22 protein-coding genes are annotated in these 19,259 nt (G+C 63.1%); 10 read left to right on the forward strand and 12 right to left on the reverse strand.

Translation table 11 applies throughout. The features are described from left to right. Nucleotides 1-506: 506 nt before the first annotated feature. From ABDC78_RS15590 to ABDC78_RS15600, 3 genes are all read left to right on the forward strand, one after another. Nucleotides 507-671 carry a hypothetical protein gene (locus ABDC78_RS15590; protein WP_347133512.1) on the forward strand — a complete coding sequence of 55 codons (165 nt, stop codon included), beginning with the start codon at nt 507-509 and terminating at the stop codon, nt 669-671. A 334-nt stretch (nt 672-1,005) separates the two neighbouring features. After that, nucleotides 1,006-1,239, forward strand: coding sequence for a hypothetical protein (locus ABDC78_RS15595; RefSeq protein ID WP_178360228.1), 234 nt, complete (start codon nt 1,006-1,008; stop codon nt 1,237-1,239). Then, nucleotides 1,229-1,540 (forward strand): type II toxin-antitoxin system PemK/MazF family toxin, encoded by a 312-nt coding sequence (locus ABDC78_RS15600; protein ID WP_178360227.1) that lies wholly within the window; start codon nt 1,229-1,231, stop codon nt 1,538-1,540. Before ABDC78_RS15595 ends, ABDC78_RS15600 begins: the two co-directional genes overlap by 11 nt. Here ABDC78_RS15600 and ABDC78_RS15605 read toward each other — a convergent pair. Further along, complete coding sequence (locus ABDC78_RS15605; protein WP_178359821.1) at nt 1,460-1,681, reverse strand: hypothetical protein; 222 nt, start codon at nt 1,679-1,681, stop codon at nt 1,460-1,462. The two genes, ABDC78_RS15600 and ABDC78_RS15605, sit on opposite strands and share 81 nt — an antisense overlap. A 143-nt stretch (nt 1,682-1,824) precedes the next feature. Between ABDC78_RS15605 and ABDC78_RS15610 the strand changes: the two genes are divergently transcribed. The 4 genes from ABDC78_RS15610 (at nt 1,825) to ABDC78_RS15625 (ending at nt 3,199) form a co-directional block, all read left to right on the forward strand. After that, on the forward strand, nt 1,825-2,058 hold the full coding sequence (locus tag ABDC78_RS15610; protein ID WP_178360226.1) for a hypothetical protein: 234 nt from the start codon (nt 1,825-1,827) through the stop codon (nt 2,056-2,058). Next, entirely contained in the window at nt 2,055-2,390 is a 336-nt protein-coding gene (locus ABDC78_RS15615; protein WP_178360225.1) for a type II toxin-antitoxin system PemK/MazF family toxin, read from the forward strand. Before ABDC78_RS15610 ends, ABDC78_RS15615 begins: the two co-directional genes overlap by 4 nt. A gap of 189 nt (nt 2,391-2,579) precedes the next feature. Next, nucleotides 2,580-2,786, forward strand: a complete 207-nt coding sequence (locus ABDC78_RS15620) for a hypothetical protein (RefSeq protein ID WP_003932508.1) — start codon at nt 2,580-2,582, stop codon at nt 2,784-2,786. Further along, nucleotides 2,777-3,199 carry a PIN domain-containing protein gene (locus ABDC78_RS15625; RefSeq protein WP_178360224.1) on the forward strand — a complete coding sequence of 141 codons (423 nt, stop codon included), beginning with the start codon at nt 2,777-2,779 and terminating at the stop codon, nt 3,197-3,199. The genes ABDC78_RS15620 and ABDC78_RS15625 overlap by 10 nt, the downstream gene beginning before the upstream one ends. Before the next feature lie 227 nt (nt 3,200-3,426). Here the strand turns inward: ABDC78_RS15625 and ABDC78_RS15630 are convergent, their stop codons facing one another. Together ABDC78_RS15630 and ABDC78_RS15635 are read right to left on the reverse strand one after the other, a co-directional pair. Beyond that, the gene (locus tag ABDC78_RS15630; RefSeq protein WP_178360223.1) at nt 3,427-5,058 is read right to left on the reverse strand and encodes an MFS transporter; all 1,632 of its coding nucleotides are present in this window, start codon (nt 5,056-5,058) and stop codon (nt 3,427-3,429) included. Nucleotides 5,059-5,122: 64 nt separating this feature from the next. Further along, nucleotides 5,123-6,001, reverse strand: a complete 879-nt coding sequence (locus ABDC78_RS15635) for an alpha/beta fold hydrolase (protein ID WP_178360222.1) — start codon at nt 5,999-6,001, stop codon at nt 5,123-5,125. Nucleotides 6,002-6,061: 60 nt separating this feature from the next. On the opposite strand from ABDC78_RS15635, the gene ABDC78_RS15640 reads away from it, so the two are divergent. Beyond that, a complete protein-coding gene (locus ABDC78_RS15640; RefSeq protein ID WP_178360221.1) occupies nt 6,062-6,718 on the forward strand; it encodes a helix-turn-helix domain-containing protein in 657 nt (218 codons plus the stop codon). 166 nt (nt 6,719-6,884) lie between these two features. Here the strand turns inward: ABDC78_RS15640 and ABDC78_RS15645 are convergent, their stop codons facing one another. The 9 genes from ABDC78_RS15645 to ABDC78_RS15685 all read right to left on the reverse strand — a co-directional run bounded on the left by ABDC78_RS15645 (nt 6,885) and on the right by ABDC78_RS15685 (nt 17,188). Further along, entirely contained in the window at nt 6,885-8,072 is a 1,188-nt protein-coding gene (locus tag ABDC78_RS15645) for a hypothetical protein (protein ID WP_178360220.1), read from the reverse strand. Nucleotides 8,073-8,373: 301 nt separating this feature from the next. Then, entirely contained in the window at nt 8,374-8,712 is a 339-nt protein-coding gene (locus tag ABDC78_RS15650) for a helix-turn-helix transcriptional regulator (RefSeq protein WP_178360219.1), read from the reverse strand. Further along, entirely contained in the window at nt 8,709-9,668 is a 960-nt protein-coding gene (locus ABDC78_RS15655; RefSeq protein ID WP_256736185.1) for a site-specific integrase, read from the reverse strand. Before ABDC78_RS15655 ends, ABDC78_RS15650 begins: the two co-directional genes overlap by 4 nt. A gap of 1,231 nt (nt 9,669-10,899) precedes the next feature. Continuing rightward, nucleotides 10,900-11,787 (reverse strand): NAD(P)-dependent oxidoreductase, encoded by an 888-nt coding sequence (locus tag ABDC78_RS15660; protein WP_178360218.1) that lies wholly within the window; start codon nt 11,785-11,787, stop codon nt 10,900-10,902. Between the two features lie 40 nt (nt 11,788-11,827). Further along, on the reverse strand, nt 11,828-13,177 hold the full coding sequence (locus ABDC78_RS15665) for a four-carbon acid sugar kinase family protein (RefSeq protein ID WP_178360217.1): 1,350 nt from the start codon (nt 13,175-13,177) through the stop codon (nt 11,828-11,830). Nucleotides 13,178-13,316: 139 nt separating this feature from the next. Continuing rightward, nucleotides 13,317-14,087 carry an SDR family NAD(P)-dependent oxidoreductase gene (locus tag ABDC78_RS15670; protein WP_178360216.1) on the reverse strand — a complete coding sequence of 257 codons (771 nt, stop codon included), beginning with the start codon at nt 14,085-14,087 and terminating at the stop codon, nt 13,317-13,319. Continuing rightward, nucleotides 14,087-14,809 carry a FadR/GntR family transcriptional regulator gene (locus ABDC78_RS15675; RefSeq protein ID WP_178360215.1) on the reverse strand — a complete coding sequence of 241 codons (723 nt, stop codon included), beginning with the start codon at nt 14,807-14,809 and terminating at the stop codon, nt 14,087-14,089. The genes ABDC78_RS15670 and ABDC78_RS15675 overlap by 1 nt, the downstream gene beginning before the upstream one ends. A 147-nt stretch (nt 14,810-14,956) precedes the next feature. Further along, entirely contained in the window at nt 14,957-15,433 is a 477-nt protein-coding gene (locus ABDC78_RS15680) for a hypothetical protein (protein WP_256736184.1), read from the reverse strand. Nucleotides 15,434-15,565: 132 nt separating this feature from the next. Then, entirely contained in the window at nt 15,566-17,188 is a 1,623-nt protein-coding gene (locus ABDC78_RS15685) for a cation:proton antiporter family protein (protein ID WP_178360213.1), read from the reverse strand. A 212-nt stretch (nt 17,189-17,400) separates the two neighbouring features. Here ABDC78_RS15685 and mgtE point away from each other — a divergent pair, with 212 nt between their 5' ends. Together mgtE and ABDC78_RS15695 are read left to right on the forward strand one after the other, a co-directional pair. Continuing rightward, entirely contained in the window at nt 17,401-18,759 is a 1,359-nt protein-coding gene (gene mgtE / locus ABDC78_RS15690; protein ID WP_178360212.1) for a magnesium transporter, read from the forward strand. 73 nt (nt 18,760-18,832) lie between these two features. Beyond that, a complete protein-coding gene (locus tag ABDC78_RS15695; RefSeq protein ID WP_178360211.1) occupies nt 18,833-19,240 on the forward strand; it encodes a hypothetical protein in 408 nt (135 codons plus the stop codon). Nucleotides 19,241-19,259: the final 19 nt, after the last annotated feature.

Genomic DNA, 19,259 nt, shown 5'->3' on the forward strand with positions numbered 1-19,259 from the left:
CGTTCGTCGAGGCCGTCATAGTCCTCGCCGCCCAGGGCAGCGAAGCGGACTAAAGTTGCCCCAGGGGTCGGCAGACATTGGACAAGGCGTTCCAGTACTGACCGGGCGCGCAGCTCTCCGCCGGACGCGGCGTCTGGCAGGTGTTGGTGATCGGATCCCAGAATTGTCCGTTGACGCAATTTGGGGGCTGAGCCGAACCCATCCCAGCGCCGAACAGTGACCCGGCAGCAATTGGAGCGGCCGCAAGAATGGCGATGGCCGAACGGCGCAATCGGTGATTTGACATAGGCGTATTTTGCCCGACCAAGTGCTTTGCCACACCCTTTCGGTAGGACACCATTCCCGCCGGCACAGGTGCTGAGACATCGGCAGACAGGGAACCGAGTACCGAGTGCGTGCATGCAGCATTTTGTGAGGAGTGACCGATGGCGACCTTGACGATTCGCGATTTTGACGACGACCTCAAAGCGGCACTTCGTGTTCGCGCAGCAGAGCACGGCCGGTCGATGGAATCGGAGGTGCGCGAGATCTTGCGCACTGCATTGGAACGCCCTACGGGTGGTCCGGGGATGGCGACGCGGATTCGGCAGCGCTTGTCGGGAACCGGGGGTGTAGAGCTTGACCTGCCCAGCCGGACCGAACGTCCATGTGCTGCGGTCCTTGACGAATGATCGTCTTGGATACCAACGTCGTCTCGGAGTTGATGCGCCCAGCACCGGAACCTGGTGTCACTAGTTGGATCGACAGTTTCGATGTGTTTGACATACTGCCGACTGCGGTGACGGCGGCCGAATTGACGTGCAGCGTCGCCCGATTACCGAACGGGCGTCGCAGACGTGAGCTGGTGCAAAGGTCGAAGGACTGCTGGCGGAGGATTTCCGGGACAGGATCTTGCCTTTCGATGCGCTGGCTGCAAAAGCCGCTGCTGGGGGCCGCGGCAGCGATATGAAAACAGCGCTCACGTGGAACCGGTGATCGTCTTACAAAACGTCCTACACTGTTGCTATGGCTGACACGATTACCTTCCGGCCCGACGAAGACACAACGAAGGCGCTGGAGGTCTTGACCAAAGACGGTACGGCTGTGTCGGCAGCCGTTCGGTCTGCCCTTATCGATGCCGCACGACGGAAGGCTGGCGCGGCGATTCGCGCCGAGGCGGAAAGGCTCGCCGGAGACGCGTCCGATCGCGCTGAGGCCATGCAGGTGCTGCGCGATATGGAGACGCTGCGTGCGTGGTGAGGTCTTTCGGTTGCATGCCGCGAGGGGGAGTCGCGGTCACGAGCAGTCCGGTTCCCGATACGCCGTAGTCGTCCAGTCGGATCAACTGCCGCTGTCGACCTGGCTGGTTGCGCCGACATCCACGTCGGCTCGTGCTGCCAGCTTCCGACCCGAGGTCGAAGTTTGCGGCGTGAAGACCCGAGTGCTTGCTGAGCAGACTGCAGCGATAGATCCAGGCCGGCTAGGCGGTAGCGTCGGGTTCCTCAGCTTCGACGACTTGCGCCGCGTTGATGCGGCCCTGCGTGTCGTTCTCGAGCTCTGAGCGCTGCGTGAAACACCACACATCATCAGGACGAAAGCAATTGGTAGAAAACGTGATACGGCGCGGGTTTACTGATAATCCGCCATATTCGATCCCGCCGTATTCCTTTCCGGGGCGGGGCCGGCTGATCGCCACCGGCACTTAGATGTAGACCCTGGGAGCCGTCCCGCTCAACGCATGACACAAGGACCCGCCGACGCTCGAAGTTTGTACCGGCGTTGGTTTGCTGAATACTTCGGACGACACGCCGCTACCTGTGTCTACAATTCGTCTACACTGGTTCCATGGCAGCAGAAACCACAACCGTCCGGGTCCGCCGTCCCGATTCTGAACGGCTGCAATCTTTAGCGAAGGCTCGCCAAACCGCCGTCGTCGACGTCGTGCACGCAGCAATCGACGCCTTGGAAAGGCAGGAATTCTTGCGGGGGCTAAACGGGGATTACCAGCGCCTGCGCAACGACCCCGAACTGTGGGAGCAATACCTGGCCGAACGTCACGAGTGGGATCCACTGGCTTGATCTGGCGAGGGGAGGTCTACCACGTCGATCTCGGCCAGCCATTAGGACACGAGCCAGCCTTTCACCGCCCGGCGGTGGTGGTGTCGATCGACATTCTCAACAACGGACCGGGCGACCTGGTGGTCGTCGTGCCGATCACGACCGTTGGGTACGGCCTGCGAAGCCACGTCGAACTTGAGCCAGCGAAAAGCGGTCTGGACCATATTTCCTACGCTCGCTGCGACCAACTGCGAGTGGTCTCCACCGAACGACTGTCATCCCACCAGGGAATCATTGGTCCAGAACAGATGCAAGCCATTGACCAAGCGCTGCGCTTCGTCCTAGATCTGTGAAGGTCCAGCTCCCGGCGTCGCCGTCGTCGGATGAAAACAATTGGGATGCAAGGCGATACGGTGTACTTTGCTGGTAAAGCTGCATATTCGATTCCTGCATATTCGATCTCGGTCTACGAGCCCCGGCGCGAACCCGAACTTTGTATATACTTATCCTTAATTTGGTATATACGGTGGGAGGCTTATTGGATGACGAAGCGACTGATCGATCTCGACGATGACCTGCTGGCCGCCGCGCAAAAGGAGCTCAAGACGTCCGGCGTATCGGACACCGTGCGCATCGCATTGCAGCAGGCAGCAGCCTCGTCTGCTCGTGCACGCCAGATCGCTTGGCTGCAAGCCGGCGGCCTAGGGGAGATGGCGGACCCCGATCAACGTGGTGACGTGTGGCGCTGATCGCTCGGCACCTCATCGATACCAGCGCGGCAGCACGGATGAAGCACCCCGAGGTTGCCGCCAGGCTGGCCCCGCTCATTGAGGCCGGATTGGTCGCAACCACCGCTCAGCTCGACACCGAGGCGCTCTACAGCGCCCGCAGCCCTAACGACTACGAACAACTCCGGTCAGACCGCCGTCTGGCCTATGAGTACCTGCCAACCGATGACGAGCACTGGAAGATGGCACTCGGCGCGCAACGGCAGCTCGCCAGCACTGGTCGCCACCGCGCGGTCGGCATGGCCGACCTCCTGATCGCCACCATCGCAGGGGCCCATGATGTGACGCTGATTCACTATGACGCCGACTTTGAGATTGCCGCAGAGGTACTCCCGTTCCGGCATCAATGGGTTCTGGAACGGGGAACAGTCTGACTGTTTGATGTTCCAAAAACTATGGGCAACAACGCAATATGCAGTCCTTTGCTGGTAACCCGCCATATTCGATTTCGCCGTATTGTCTCGGCGTGTGCTGGGAGCGACGTAGTCGACCATCCTGGGAACAGGCCTTCGCAGCTGCCTCGGCAAGTGGGGTCACAGGTCAGCGTGTCGCCGGAACGGCTACGGGCGTAGCGTGATTCATCTGATGAACACGGCGTACTTTACTGGATACCGGCAGTATCAAGTTTGGTCGTATTGTGCTGCCAGACTGGACAAGAGTTCTTGTGCGTCCCGCTTCTCATTGAATCTGGGGCAAGTGGGCATCCGTTTGCCGGGGAACTACCGACTGTTAAAGACGCAGCCGTTGCGACCGGGGGTTGGAACCGTCGGCCGGGTAGCGCACCGATGCCGACGACGGCAGCGGTAAAGCACAGTCCGGCGATGACTGCGCAGGCCGTTGTGAGGCCAGCGAGAAACGAATGTTGTGCGGCGATGAGGAGCGTCGGGTTGTCGGTAGCGAATCCGAAGGCGACTTGCACAGAGTCCGCGGCTTCACCTACTTTGCCGGCCGCCGCGAATGCGCTGTCGGCGAGGTGGGCACCGAAGATCGATGAGAACAAGGATCCGACGACGGCGACCCCGAGTGTCGAGCCCAACTCGCGGGTGGCGTCGTTGACCGCCGAGCCGACGCCAGCCCGCGCCGGCGGGAGCACCAGCATGATGGATTCCGTTGCAGGAGTTGATACTAACCCGATACCGAGTCCCATGAGTAGCATCTGCGGAACGATGATCGTCCAGTACTGGGTGTCGGTGTCGATGCTGCCGGCGATCCAGGCCATCGCGGTTCCGAAGGAGATCAGTCCGCTGACGACGACGGTGCGGGTGCCGATGCGTGGTGCGAGCAGTCCGCCGATGACGGAGCCGACGGCGATCGAGAGCGCGACTGGCAGGATGCGAAGACCGGTGTCGAGGGGGCTGAACCCGCGCAGAACCTGGAAGTACTGGGTGATGAGGAAGATGAAGCCTGACAGGGAGAAGAAGGTGACGGTCACCGATGCGCTGGCGGCGCTGAACCGGCGATCGGTGAAGAGCCTGATGTCGAGCATGGGGTGTTCGGCTGCCTGTTCGATCGTCACGAACGCCAGTGCCAGAGCTACCGTGGCGATGAAACCAAACACCGTGGCTTGGCTGTGCCAGCCCCGAACCGGGGCCTCGATGATCGTGTAGACCAGAGTCCCAAGCAAGGCGATCGAGGTTGTCAGGCCCCGGATGTCGAGCGCGGGCACGCCAGGGTCCCGTGATTCCGGCACCAGCAGGGAAGCTAGCACCGCCGCCAGCACTGCGAGCGGTATGAGCGCCCAGAAGACGCTGCTCCATGCGAAGTGTTCGAGCAGAAAGCCACCAGTGACCGGCCCGGCCGCTACCCCGACGCCAACGACGGCGCCCCATCCTCCGAGCGCGATGGCGCGTTGGCGTCGATCGGAGAAGGTGTTGGTGATGATTGACAGTGTGGTGGGAAAGATCAGCGCGGCGAAGATTCCCATGCTGAAACGCGCGGCGACCAGGGCCCCAGTGCTGGCGGCCAGGGCCCCGAGGGCGCTGGTGGCGGCGAACCCGAGTAGTCCGATCAGGAGCGCTGGGCGCCGCCCGTAGCGGTCCGACAGGCTGCCTGCCGCCAGGACGAGTGCGGCGAACGTGAGGTTGTAGCCGTCGACGACCCACTGCAGGTCGCGGGTGTCGGCGTGGAGTTCGGTTGCGATGCTGGGTAAGGCGACGTTGACGATCGTGACGTCGAGGTTGATAGCGAGGACCGCGATGTAGACAGCGGCCAGGATGCCCGCCTTGCGATTCACGGTGATGCCTCGAAAATGGCTGTTGCGGAAGCTGTTACGCAAGAGAAGAACGGATCGTAGGCCACTACGATCCCGATCGGGTGTGCCAGCTGCGGATCGCCGCGGCGAATTGCTCAGGAGCGTCGGAGGGGACGAAATGACCGGCGCCTTTGACGATTACCGTCTCGTGATCCGTGAAAGCGTTCTCCCACCGTTCCAGTTCGTTCTGCCCGAATGCAAAGTCGGCGTCGCCCCAGATGATCAACGTGGGTAGTGCCGCGATGGCGTTCAGTCCCGATTCGATGTCGGCGAGAAACGCACGGCTGGCGGTGATCTCGCGGGGGAAAACCGCGGAAGCTTCCCGCCGCGATGGGCTGTCGAGAGCCTTCTTGTAGTGGTCCATCTGCTCACTGGTGGGTTTGGTCAGCCGGTGCCCGACCGGGATCATCACGTTGACGAACAGGTTGAGCTGCCGGATCAGCAGCCGCCCGACTGGACTGCCCATCACGTGGGACATCGTCTGCACGACCGGGTCGCCGACCGGCCATGCCCACGTGTTGGTTAGCACCAGCTTGTCGAAGGCCTCGGGCCGACGTTGCACCATTGCTAGTCCGATCGGGCCGCCCCAGTCGTGGCCCACCAGCGTGACGCCGCTCAATTCGAGTGCCTCCACGAACCGGTCGATCACCTCCGCGTGTTCAGTGGGTAGATACCGGTATCCCGGTGCCGCCGACGACAGTCCGAAACCGGGGTAGTCCACTGCGATGCAACGGAATTCCGCTCGTAGGGATTCGATCACCTTGCTGTAGTCGAACGACCAGGTTGGGTTGCCGTGCAGGAACAACAACGTGGGTCCCGACCCTTCGTCCACGTAGTGCACGCGGTGCCCGTCGATATCGATGAAACGGCTCTCGAACGGGAACAACTCGTCATCGACCCAAGCGGGTCTCTCTGCGATTGCCATTCCGCCCCCTCCAATGATCGGATATAATCAAGTGAACTTTAAAATAGCAAGTAGAAGGCGATGAGTCGAGACTACGGCCAGTACTGCGGACTTGCCCGGTCCCTGGATGTGGTGGGCGACCGGTGGAATTTGTTGATCGTCCGCCAGCTCCTGATGGGACCCGCTCGTTACGGAGAGCTCCGCGAAGGACTGTCCGGCATCGCGACGAATCTGCTGACCGACCGGCTCCGCGGCCTCGAAACCGCTGGTGTGATTGAGCGAAAACTGTCCGACGACGCCGGCGCGATTACTTACGCCCTCACCCCGTGGGGTACACAGTTGCGCGAGCCCATCAATGCGCTCGTCCGCTGGTCTACCCCGCTGATGATCCGCGGACCTGCGGGCGATGAATTCCGCCCTGAATGGCTTCTGGTGGCACTTCCGGCCTTGTTCGAGGGTCGTGCGCCCACTGACCAATCAGTAACCGTGGGAATCGTCGTCGACGGCGGCATGGCCCAACTGCGAGCCACCGAGTCCGGTATCGACGTCGGTAAACCCGATGGATGCGAGCTTGACGCGGTCCTTACCGCCGAAGCACCGCTTGTTCTGGGACTCGCAGCGGGCGTCTTGTCACTGAATGACGTCGCTGCGCTCGTAGACATCGACGGTGACGAATCCGCCGTACGAACCTTCCTCGAAGCACCCCATCAAGGAGCCGATGAGAAGCCATCACCATAATCGACCGCGGCCGCACCACGCCGATACAACTCACCGTAAAGTTTCGTTGCGCAAGTCCTGTTGCCGGCGATCAGTTGTCGATTGTGCACCCATTGCGCTGGGCATGAAATCAACCTCTCACCGCGGGTTTGTTGGCGAAATAGGCTCTACTGCTAGATGTTTCGAGCTACTGCTCGCGACTGCCGCTTCGGAGCGAACCAATGGCAGGGTAGGTGGCCATTGGGACCGCAGCGCGCGCGGCGTGGATGTTCAGCGTGTTCGCTGTGTAGCCGAGCAGATCTGCCAACGACGCAGGGTCGATTTCCTTGATGAGATCGTGCAGAGCGCCGTTTCTCGCCGCCTTGATGTCTATCCCGAGCCCGCGCAATTGCTGCATCAGCGTTTGTTCGGTCGTGTGCTGCCCTGCGTTGAGACCTGGGAACAACCAACGGCATCCGTGATTCATAGTGCCCCGTTTACGCGCGTTGAGATAGTCGTGAAGAAGCGGCAGCAACGCTCTCGGGATGGGCGCAGCGAGAGCACCGACCTTGATCGATGTTCCATCTGCGCCGGCCTCGATATCGTCGACTGTGAGTTCAGCGATCCGACTGACGGGGACACCGTAGAGCAGGAGGATCAGGCCGGCAATTCTGGCAGATGGGACAATGTGGTCGGCCTCGATCATGGTCTTGATGAGAGCAAGTCGCCGAGCAGAAGTCATCAGGGGCGTGTGTTCGGCGGTCCGGTAGCGAGTTTCGAAGCGTCCGGCGATGCCCGCGGCTGCGCGCCACCTGACGAAGTTTCGGACGGCTGCACGTGTTGTCGGGCCTTCAGAGAGATAAGAATCGATCTGGTCCTGACGAAGGTCGTCGACGACGGTTCCGTGTTCATCGAGTAGCCAGCGTAGGAATTTTGTCGCTTCCGTGATCTGCTGCTTGGCGAATCCTGTGGCGTTAGCCATGTTCCGCGGGCGTTGGCTGGGTTCACGGAGCCTGCGGAGGTGGTGCCAACGCGCGTACTGTTCGATCGGTGCGTGGATAACCGGTGTGTTATCAAGGGATTTGAGTCGCTGATCGACCCAGGCTTCGAAGCGAACCATAATCGGATCACCGCGACTTGGCATCATCCGATGGTGGACGAGCATCTCGCGGAGATGCTCGACATTGCGCGATGGGGGCAGTGCGTCGAACGCGTCGTGACTGAGCTGCAGTTCGCGGGCGCCTACCTGAGCCAGCAGATTCGCGGTATCGGCATTGCGCATCCAGGTCAGGATGCTTTCGGGACGGGGTACGGCCGCTAGCTCGACGATCAGGCGTTTGATGCGCATGTCGGGCGGTGAGTGGGGCTTCAGTAGCTGCTCGAGTTGTTGGGTCACCAGGCATCGGGCGCAGTTGCCGCCGCGGAGCCTCTCCGCTTCTCGGCCGCAGTTGTCGCAGTTCAGGCATGTGGTGATCCCAGCGCAGTCTCTGCAAATGTCGTGGCCAGCGGCTGAGCGTCCTGGCAGGAGCCGGTCGGCGCCGCAGAATGAACAGCGTCCATAGCTTCTGACGGCTGCGGTGAAGCATGGCTGACAGATCCCGCCATCCGGCCAGCGTGCCCGGATCTTCGGCACCATATGGTGGCAACGGTCGCATTCGAGCGGGCCGGTACTGCGGGGCCGGCCTCGTTTGCGGGGACTAGTCATCGTCTGAAACGATCCTCGCTTTCACAGGCCGGTAAGCGTTGAGGAGGGGGACATCCTTGGCCGAATTCACTGCTTTATCGCGGGATTGGCGGGCGTCGGCGGCGGTGTAGGTAATGAGGTCTCCGGCTTCGATTCCGAAGATGTCACACAGTGCAACAAGGACTTTGAATGCGATGCGGTCGGGTTCCTGTCCGACGATGCGGTAGATCTGAGATTCAGACAGGGTGATGCCTCGCTCGCGTAGCGGCCCGACGAGGTCTCGGCTGCTCTTCATGCCTGCCCGGGCCATGAATTCGCGGACTCGCCAGTGGTATTGAATGTCGCGTTTCATGACGACTCCTCGGTGGTCGGATCGGCTAGACCGGCGTTGCTGCGGGCCACGGTTGCGTTGAGGACGCGCTCAAGTTCGCGGGCCCGGTAGTCGGGGGATGCGAGCGTGTAGATCGATGTGGTGGAGGCATGTTCGTGGCCTAACTGGAGTTGGACGAAGCTGACGTCATATCCATGCTCGATCTGCAGGTGGGTGGCGTACGAGCGGCGGAACGAGTGAAGGTCCAGGCCCGGAGGGAAGCCGAGTTCATCGACGAGACTGCGCATTCGTTGCCACAGATTGCGGTTGGGCATGAGTCCGCCTTTCTCGGTGGGGAACAGGTCGTTGACGGGTTCCCCATAGCGGGGGAGGCCGCGCTCCACCCAGTCAGCGACACCTTCAGCCGCCCAGTCGAAGATTGTGAGCACCGTGCGCTGTTTCGCCGCGCTTCCTCGGGTTCCCTTGCCGTGGCGTATGCGAACCAGGCCCCAATCACCGAAATGCGGCGCACGAATGTTGCGGGAGAAGTCAACGCACTGCAGGTGCCGCACTTCGTTGCGCCGCAACCCCCAGGCGTAAAGGGACTTGAAAGCGACCGCGTCACGCCATGCCGCCAGCGCGCCTTTGCGACCAGCATTGAGGATCCGTTCTGGTTCGAGATCGGCCAGGTCGAAGAACTGTTGTAGTTCGACGAGGGTGAATGGCCGCTTGAGTGGCCGGGCGTCGTTGGCCTGCACATGCTTGGCTCTGTTGAATTCGGTTATAACTTGGCCGAATACGGTGCCGAAGAGACGCCCACAATGCTCGTTCCAGTCGTACGCCGGATCGGTGGCGTAGTCGAGGAAGAGCTTCACGTCGGTCTGGTAGGCCCGCACTGTGGTGTGGGCGAGGTTGCGAACTCCCCGGAGGTGGGAGAAGAAGTCATCTGCATCGGCGGCAGTCCATTGCCAGGGGTACGAGCCGACGAAATCGGCCATCCGGTGGACCGACGCGATTCGCCGGCGAACGGTCTCCGCCGAGAAGTTCTGGGCCAGATGTGCCCGGCGCCATCCGGTGAGCACGTCGTTGAGGAACGCATCCGGATCGGGTCCTGCGACCCCAGCAGGCAGATAGACCAAACGTCCCATCGAACCCTCCAACGGGCACCTCCTTAGGCTGCATATTTTGCATTCTAGACGCAGATTCTGCAACCGCCGATGGTAAAGACGCAGGTCAAGCCTGGCGCTGGGCAGGACCCAGGCGAGCCGTGAAGAACGGTGTGCGTTCGGCCTCTGACATGGCGCGGACGGGTCAATCGCACTGCAAGACAGCACCGTTCAGGCGACGGGTGGGGAGTATCAGGATTGGCGGTATTCGCACGCCACGCGAATAACCAACTTACAACTTGACATAATGTGGCTTATCGGCACTTTGTTGTACAGGATTTATGGACGGGCACTGCGTTCGCCGGGTACATCTGTGCGGGTGCTGCGTTCGCCAGGTACATCTGTGCGACGATCCGGAACCTGTTGGCAGTAAGCCGGGCAAGCTGATGCCGTCAGTTGTTCGGGGTTCATGGCCAAGTTCTCGGCGCACTCTTGCCCACCGGAACGGCGCAATCCACGACGACCCGACAGCATTCGGCATGCGACCCCAGATTGGATGCTGCCTCCTGCTCCGACTACACACGCGTCGTCCACGTTTTCGTCACAGTGACGAAATTGTGGCGTGGGGCTGGGTGGGTAGAAGCGAATCCAGGTAGTCGAATTACCCTCCAGCGCAGAGATTTTCAGCCCGGAGAAGCGGTATTCGTGAATCGTCAGGCGCGACTAGGTCCGGCAGTAGACTGCCGATCCGCGACACGGCTGACCGATACGGGATGCGGCCTCGCGTCGATCCAGGCAGTGCACTCGCAACGCTGCCAGAACGTGCCGTCCCACGGGTCGTCGTACCAGCGAATCAACATTGGACACTGCGCTCCGTGGTTGCATCCGCCAGCGGTGCACTTGCGACATTCGATCACTTGCGCCCGCCACCTCCGCTGGTCAGTTAATCCCGCTCGCAGTACCGAGCCTGCGCAAGTTGCGCAGCCGCTCGGCAGACCACCAAGCGACTACAGCGCCGTCCCCGTTCTCCAGCTTTACCACAACGAGACCGAGCGGAGCGACCACGTCACCCAGAGCCGGATGCAATCGCCGACCGCTCGCAGTCGCCTCCTTCAACCCCCGGTTAGTTCGACGCAGTCACGGTGCCGCGAAGAATCTCGATGACAGACGAGTCGTCGGCGCGTCCGAGGCCGGCGCGGCGGCCGGCGAGGTAGATCTGCTCGGCTGCGGAGGCCAGCGGTGTGGGGTACGACTTGGCGCGGGCCGCCGCAGTGACCAGACCCATGTCCTTGACGAAAATATCAGTGGTGGAACGAATGTCGCCGTTCGAATTGTCGATCATCCGTGCGCCGCGGTCGTCGAGCATGAAAGAGGCCGCCGCGCCGTGCCGCAGCACTTCCCAGGTGGCACCGGCATCCAGTCCGAGTGCCTCGGCATAGGCGAGGGCTTCCGCGGCGACCGCGATATGCACTCCGCACAGCAACTGGTTGACGAGTTTGACCTTCTGCCCCTCCCCTGGTTCGGTCCCGACGACGGGAGCATTGCGGGCCATCACATCCAGTAAGGGCTGCACTGTCGCCAGAGCGGCTTCCGAACCGCTGACCATGATCAGCAGATCGCCCTGGCCCGCCCTGGCAACACCACCCGACACGGGAGCATCGACGATCTGCACGTCAGTTTCGGCCAGGCGCCGGGCCCAGGCTTCGACGGCATCCGGCCCGACGGTGGCCATCAGCAGCACCACGCTGCCCGGGCGGAGCGCCGCAGCGGCCTTCCCCTCGCCGTACAGCACCGATTCGGCTTGGTCAGCGGTCGCGACCATGAGCACGAGAACATCGGCGTCGACCGCGGCGTCACGAACGGTGGCGGCGGCTTTCACGCCGTCGCCCGCCAAAGCCGCAGCCTTCTGCGGGTCGATATCGAAAGCGGTCACCAAGTGCCCGGCTCTGGCTACGAACGATGCCATCGGTGATCCCATGGCTCCCAGGCCAATCCATCCGACGTTGGTCATGTCTGGTTCCTTCTTGTATTATATTGGACCACTTGGGGTTTCATCGCCGTCCGGCGAACAGGTCGACGACATCGGCGAGAGTCTCGTCGTCGCCGACGTTCCCGGCGAATACCACGTACGGGATGCCGACCGCTTCGGGCGTCGCCTCGATGGGACGAAACACCGACACGATGCCGGGGAACAGTTGGCCGATGACCTCGGCGCGCCGGATCCCGAGGCCGCGGACGGCGACATCGTGGGAGGTGATGCCCCCCTTGGCGACAACCCATGCCGGGTGTGCGGCGAGTGAGGCGCGGACGACGTCGATGACCGCGGTCGAAACAGTCCGGGCGATGGCCAGACTGTCGTCAGCGTCACCGCCGCGCATCAGGGTCCGACTGGTGAACAGCAGAACATCAGAGGTGGCGAGCGCCTCGATGACAACTCGCCCGACCTCGGCGACGTGGGCGTCCCGACGGTCGGAGTCGATCAGGGCGGGCACGTGCAGTTCGGCTTCGACCATCCCGCCGCGCTCTTGCGCTTTGACCACTTGCCTACTCGTCAGACCCACATGTGAACCGACGACCACCAGGCCGTGGCCGCCGGGATTGCCTTCGGGCCAAATCTGTTGCGCGGAAGGCGGTTCCTGTGGTTCCAGACCCGCCAAGGCCCTGACGAACGACGGCCCGGTACGGTACCCGAAACTGCGTCCCTGTTGCTGGACCTCCAGCAACCCGAGAACGACGATCTCCAGGTCGGCGTAATCGGTAGCGTTGACCACCACGAACGCCCCGCCGGTGACCTCGCCCAGAATCTCGGCAACCCTGCTTGGCCCGCCGATCCGGATGTCGTCCAGGGTGATGCTGTGCACCTCGTCTGCCGTGATGGTGCCTACACTCTTCTCAGCGACGAAGTCCCGCAAGTTCGAAGACGTGTATCCGAACGTCGCATCTCGGGCGAACTCCGTGTCCCCTACCGGGGTGGGAGTCCCAGCCACGGTGGCCCAATGGATGTCACCCGCGGTGAACCGGCCCGCCTCGAAATAAGCGGGTATCAACAGGACGCCGTCGAACCCGGCGCCGGTCACACGACGACGGGTGGCATCGATGGCCCGGATCTCGGCGAGGATGTGGCCGCGCAGCGTGGAATCACCACGGCTTACGACTTCCATGGGGCCGCCGAAACTCTGGCCCAGCGCGAACAGATTTGCCGACACGTCGGTGTTGACTTCGATGGCGGCGCTCTCAGCGAGACTGCGGGTGTTGGTCAGGATGAAGCAGGTAGATCCCGGCGCTGCCAGACCAGCGGCGTACTCGTCGGTTTCGAAGACGGTGACGACACTGACGTCGTGCACCGTCTGCGATCCGGTGGGATCGTCGTCGAGCACCGCGATACGGCGGCCGGCAGCCACGTTGGCTGCCCGGATGCGTTCTCGCGCAGCGGTTTCCTGCCTCAGAGGTGGGGCATCGGCGAGGATCTGCTCGACTGAGAGGCCGTGGGTGTCTGTACTTTTTGCGATGATCCGAACTCCTCGAATTTGGTGAACGGCGTCACGAGATCTGCAGTCCGCCGTTGACGTCGTAGGTGGCCGCGGTGATGAACCCGGCGTCTCCGCTCATCAAGAAGGCCATCAAGGCGGCGACCTCGTCGACGGTGCCTATCCGCCCCAGCGGGATGTCGGCGCTCATCTGCGCCTTGCGCTCGTCGGTCAGGGTGCCGCCCATGATGTCGGTGTCGATCGGTCCGGGCGCAACGGAATTCACCGTGATGTTGTGCGGGCCCATCTCCCGCGCCAGGGCACGCGAGAACCCGATGACTGCCGCCTTGGACGCGCTGTACGGGACCTTCGAGTACGTCCCGCCGCCACGCTGCGCCGAGATTGACGAGACGCTGACGATCCGGCCGACCCCGGCGGCGATCATCGCGGGCAACACCCGTCGGGTCACGAGGAACGTACCTCGCATGTTGACGTTGAACACTCGATCCCACTCCGCCGGTGTCACGTCCAGGAACTCCGTCGGCGAACTGACCCCGGCGATGTTGGCGAGTCCGATGACGGGCGGCAGGACCGACTCGATCTGCGCCACGGCCGCGTGTACCGAGTCCTCCTCTGAGACATCGGCTCCGACACCGAGGGCGGAAACCGAGTACTGTTCTGTCACTTCGCCGGCCGTGGATTTGGCGGCGTCTTCGTCGATGTCCAGGATCGCCACCGACCATCCGTCGCGGGCCAGCCGGTCGGCGGTCGCGCGGCCGATGCCCCGCGGCGATGCCCCGCCGGTGATGACGGCGGTACGTTCGGCAGGTAGTGAAGGACTCATCAGAGGCTCGCCTTTCGTGCTGCAGTCTGGTTGGCATCGATGACGTATCGACGCAAGTCGTTTTCGGTTTGGTCCATGTGCGCCTCCATCGCGTCGCGACTCCTCCCGGGGTCTCCAGCGGTGAGTGCCTCGAGGATCGCTTCGTGCATGGCGATGGCGTTCACCTGGATCTCCGGGATCGCCGATGTCTCCGTGCGGGCCTCGATCAGAAGACTCCCGAACGGTTCGAACATGAACGGGATGAACATGTTTGCGGTCGCATGCATGATCACGTCGTGAAAGGCGATGTCCGCCTCGACGAACAGTTCGACTCGGTTGAGTCTGTTGGCCATCCGCATTTCTTCGATGCTGGCGGCCAGGGCGTCGAGATCCTCCTTCGACCGGTTGACGGCAGCCAATTGCGCGGCGCCGATCTCGACCATCCGCCGCGCTTCGATCAGCCGACCGGACACTCCGCCCGAGGACGACCGGCGTTCCTCGATGCGGACGACGGCAGCCAGAGACGTCCACGCTTTCGGCGGGTTGATGAAGGTGCCGCGACCACGACGGATGGACACGATGTTCTGCGACCGCAGGATGCGCACCGCCTCGCGGACGGTCAGCCGGCTCATCCCGTACTTCAGCGCCAACTCCCCCTCCGAGGGAAGGACCGACTCGCTCGGAAACTGCCCGTCGACGATCGACCCGAGAAGCATGTCCGCGAGTTCTTCGGGAAGGGCCACGGTCCACTCCTCTCCCGCCCCGGGTCATGACATCAGACGTCTGATGTCTCTATGGTGATTCAGAACACATCGGGTGTCAAGAGCGATCTGGGGACTACGCTGCTTCCGGCGATTTGGTCAGCACCGATCCGGCGCCCGCCCAGCGGATTACGACGGATCTACCCGATCAGCTGGAGACTCGAGTTGCTCTGGCACGTCACCACCGAGTAGCGCGATGACGCCGGCCAGCAGAGCATCGAGCCGATGTCCGACTGCGGCGATCTCAGGCTGGCCGAAAGACGCGAACTGCAAGCTGGGCTGATCCACGGAAAACCGCGTGACATCGTCATCGCCCGCGGAGATCAACGTGCGCAACGGCGCGTGCAGTAGGACGCCCGGGTCGTGCCGGAACATCGTCTCGGCGATTGTGTGGTTGCCCATGAGGTACTCGGTGGCGCGTCCCCGTGACGGCGAACCGACCATCATCGGAGCAGCATCGAAGCGCGCGTAGAGCATGAACCCATGTGGCGCTTGCACACCCGCGATGTCGAGGGTGTCATTCCAGGACTTTGCGTGGGCGAAGGCCGACGCGTCGTAGGTCGGCACGATCGCCTCATACCGAGCCCGCGCATCGTCGTACGACATAGGCAACACAACGACGAGGCGCCGGGACAAGTGTTCGGTACTGGATGTCGACCCACGCATTCGAACACCTTCCATAGTGCGGACAACACCTAAGTATACATGACTATACTCAGTACACCGCCGTCTCCCCCGCTACGACGCTCCGCTGGGACCGTCCTCGGGCTCGAGGTCCATGGACCGTGGTTCCGCGTCATGGGCCACCTGATCGGCCAGTTCCAGCCCAGCGCCCGAATACACGTTGAAGGCGATGCCGACGCCGTGGTCCTTGGCCCACTGCACCTCGTCGTCGTAGCGGGCGACTGCGGCGACCTTGCCACTGAACCCCGACTCCCGCAGGCACTCGAGCGCGGTGACGTTGGCGCCGTGGCGCGGCATGGCCAGCACGGCGATGCGCACCGAGTCGGAGCGTTTGAGTTGGTTCCAGAAGTACAGGTCGGTGGCGTCGCCTTCGATGACCCGCAGTCCTTGGGCTTTGAGTCGCTCGATTCGGGGGCCGTCATAGTCGACGCCGACTACCCGGTGCTGGTAATGGTCGGTCAATCGTTGATACGCGGCGAACCCCACCCGGCCCATCCCGATCACCACGACCTCGGCGTCGCTGGCGTCGCCGGATCGTTCCTCCGGATGCAGATTCTGTTCGTCCTGGGCCGGCAAGCGCGCCGCGATCTTCTCCACCATCAGATGCCCGCGCCGGTTGAACAAGGCTGACACCACAAAGCTCAGCGCCACGGCGATCGACATCTCGACCAGCCAGGCCTCGGCCAGCATCCCGGCTGACACCCCCACCGAGACCACGATCAATCCGAACTCGGAATAGTTCATCAGGCCCAGTCCGGCGAGCAGAGCAGTACGGAACCGAAGCTTCAGGCGGGACAACAGCAGCACGTACCAGGCCGCTTTGAACGGCAGGAGCAGCAACATCAGCAGCGCTACGCCGATGGTGGGCAGATCCGGAAGACCGGTCAGGCCGATCGACACGAAGAAGCCGACGAGCAGCAGTTCCTTGATGTGGAACAGCGACCGTGCGAGCTCGGAGGACGCCGGGTGCGACGCCAGCAGCACCCCGATGATCAGGGCACCGAGATCGCCCTTGAGACCGAGCGCGGTGAACAACGCGTACCCGGGCACCAACGCCATCACGATGCCGAACAACGACTGCATCTCGCCGTGGCCCAACCGGCTCCAGATCCTGCGCAGGACCCGGGTGAGGGGCCACAGACCCACCAGCGCCAACGCCCACGGGCTGGGCAGATAACCACTGGTCGCTGTCAAGAAGACGACGGCGATGATGTCCTGCATCACCAGGATGCCGATGGCCACCCGCCCGTAGAGCGCGTGCGATTCGCCCCGCTCCTCGAGGACCTTGACCACGAAGACCGTGCTGGAGAACGACAGCGCGAAGGCGAGCAGGGCGATGGTCTGCATGCTCTGCCCTGCCAGCATCGCCATACCGGCCACAGCGGCCAGCCACAGGGCGATGCCACCGAGGACGACGCTGACCACCATGTGCACAGAGGTCGTCAGCCACACCTCGCGGCGCAGCAGGATCCGGACGTCGAGCTTGAGACCGATCGCGAAGAGCAACAGTGTGACGCCCAGGTCCGCCAACACATCCAGTTCCGGAAACTCCCCGACGTCGAGGGCGTTGATGACGAACCCTGCCGCCAGGAAACCGACCAGAGGCGGGAGCCGCAGTGCCAGCGCAAGGCCCCCGAGACCGAATGTGATGACCAGATAGATGGCGACAACTGTCATGCGCGGCCCCTTGTTGATACGGCGTGAACAGTCGGCAACGTTGTCGACGACCCCTTGTGGTGCTGGAGTCTGACAAGTATCCCGACAAACGCCGAATTCCTCAGCGCCCCGCGCCTACGGCAACTCGCTGACGGCCGCCACGCGTCGTGTTCAATGACTCCTATGTTGCGCAGGCAGGGTCTTGCATCGCCGGTGACCTCGCGGTTCGACCGATGACGGTGTCCGACGTGCAACGTCGCGATGCTGTTCGCCGCGCTGTGGATCGCGCGATCGACGACCGGGATGTGGCGCCACTGACAGCTCTTGCCAGGTCGCTCTCGTCCGCCGATGTCGTCGACATTCTCGAGCGCTGCAACCGCGAACACCAGGCTGTGCTCTACCGGGTGCTGCCGAAGGGGCAGGCGCTGGAGGTGTTCGAGAGACTGGATCCGAGTCTGCAAGGCGATCTGGTGGGCGCCCTGCAGGACGATGCGGTGTCGGCACTGTTCGCAGATCTGGATCCCGATGACCGGGTGGAACTGCTCGACGAGTTGCCGGCCACCGTCGCCCGTCGGCTGATGAAAGGCCTCCCGCCGGACGAGCGCGACAAGACGGCCGTGATCCTCGGGTATCCGCACGGTTCCATCGGTCGACAGATGAGCCCGGAGTTCATCGCGGTCCGACCCGAACTGACGACGGCCGAAGCCTTGACACGGGTGACACGCCACCTCGACGACGCCGAAACGGTGTACACACTTCCGGTCGCTGACGCGCAACGCACGCTGGTCGGCGTCGTCGCGCTTCGAGACCTGTTACGGGCAGCACCGGGCACCACCATTGCCGAGGTGATGCGGCCCGCGCAGTGGGTGCACGCCACTGACGATGCCGAAGCCGCCGCACGACGCTGCGCCGATCTCAAGGTCCTCGCGCTGCCGGTCGTCGATGACGAGACCCGCCTGGTCGGAATCCTCACCGTCGACGATGCGCTGCAGATCCTCGAGGACGCCGAGTCCGAGGATCAGGCCCGCATCGGCGGCGCGGAACCCCTGCGCCGCCCCTACCTGACGGCGTCGGTGGTCAGCTTGGTCCGCTCGCGGGTGGTGTGGCTGTTGGTGCTGGCCATCGGTGCCACGCTGACCGTTCAGGTGCTGGAGGTCTTCGAAGCAACCTTGGCGGAAGTGGTTGCGCTGGCGCTGTTCGTGCCCCTGCTGATCGGCACGGGCGGCAACACCGGCAACCAGGCCGCGACGACGGTGACCCGCGCGCTCGCTCTCGGTGACGTCGAGCCGGCCGATCTGCTCAAGGTGCTGTTCCGGGAGTTCCGGGTCGGCCTGTCTCTCGGTCTGCTCCTCGGTGGGGTCGCGTTCGTGGCGACCAGCGTCATCTACGACCGTCAACTGGGCGCGGTCATCGGCTTGACGCTGCTCAGTGTGTGCACCATGGCGGCGACCGTGGGCGGCGCGATGCCGCTGTTGGCACGGACGGTTCGCGCCGACCCGGCGGTCTTCTCCAACCCCTTCATCACCACGTTCGTCGACGCGACAGGCTTGCTGATCTACTTCCTCATCGCCAAGGCAGTCCTCGGCATCTGACCTACCGGGTGCCCGACTCTGCGATTTTGCGCCAATCTGCCCGCAGTCGGCCGGCGTGCGTCATCGTTGACCCATGGCGAGCCAGAAGGTCCCGAGCCCCAAAGACATCAAAGCCGCCGCCCAGGCAGCGGCAGAGACAGCCCAATCCGTCGCCTCCGGGGCGCTGCGCATCCCGCCCGCGTCGCTCCAACTCGCCGCCGAGTTGCCGGATCTCATCGAGAACCTGGCCACCGCGACGGAACGACTCAACACCGCGATCGACCGGGCCGAGCGCTACCTCGCACTGGCCGATCCGATGATCAGGACCATGGATGCGATGCTGCCCCAACTCGAGGCACTGGTTGCTACCGGCAACGACGTGTACCGGGCTGTGTCATCGGTCCCGGGCGTCTCCACGCTGGGGAGATTCGCCACCCGCGGCGGTTCGGAGCCACCGCCCAAGGGCAAACCTCCTCGGGGACGGTCCACTCCGAAACCCTAGGAAGTCGGCCGAATCCTCC

The sequence above is a fragment of the Mycobacterium sp. DL genome (genome assembly GCF_039729195.1).
Classification (GTDB): domain Bacteria; phylum Actinomycetota; class Actinomycetes; order Mycobacteriales; family Mycobacteriaceae; genus Mycobacterium; species Mycobacterium hippocampi_A.